This is a genomic window from Tsukamurella conjunctivitidis, from assembly GCF_007858475.1.
GTDB lineage: Bacteria > Actinomycetota > Actinomycetes > Mycobacteriales > Mycobacteriaceae > Tsukamurella > Tsukamurella conjunctivitidis.
On sequence record NZ_VIGX01000109.1, the window covers coordinates 1 to 668 of the forward strand.

1 pseudogene is annotated in these 668 nt (G+C 65.7%); it reads left to right on the top strand.

Going from position 1 to position 668, the window contains the following annotated elements:
* Positions 1-250: 250 nt before the first annotated feature.
* A pseudogene (locus tag FK530_RS24585) lies at positions 251-668 on the top strand (hypothetical protein); the annotation flags it as partial.

The window sequence follows — 668 nt, forward strand, 5'->3', positions numbered from 1 at the left end:
GTGGGAGAGGGACGAGGACCTTCACCGCGCCAGACTCCGTTCCGCCTGCCATCACATCAACGGTGCAGTGGCAGTGCTCCAGAGCGCTGCGCTTCTCCACGGTGCGCACCTCAAGACACTCTCCCCCCAGGCTCACCTGTGGGTCCCGTGGCGACGCAGTGCCACGCCGGGACAGACAGGTCGGCTGTGGAGCCTGTCCCCTGCATTGCGTGAGGTGCGACTGTCGGGACGCTCCGTGGTCAATCACCGCATGGAGATCGATCAGGAGGACGTGGTCGACATCGACGGTGTGCCCACCACAGGTCTGATGCAGACCACGGTCCAGTGCGCCCGGTTCCTGCCCGCCGACGAGGCATTCGACGTCGTCGACTCATTGGTCGCCGTGGCGGCGGGCAGGGACGCTCAGTGGCGCGAGCACCGCAGTGAGGTGGAGAACGCGGCGCGGATGTTCCTTGAGTCAGCACGCAGAGTCCTCGAGGACTTCAGAGGTCAACGGGGTGCAGCCCAGGCCCGCGAGATCCTCGAATGCAGTACTCCTCTGTCGGAGTCGGTGTGGGAATCAGAGATGCGTAGGGTCGCGCTGGCGGCCGGGTATGTCGAAGTCGAACCGCAGATGGAGATCCGCACATCGACCGGCGTGCGCTGGGCGGACCTCGGAATGAGACGGG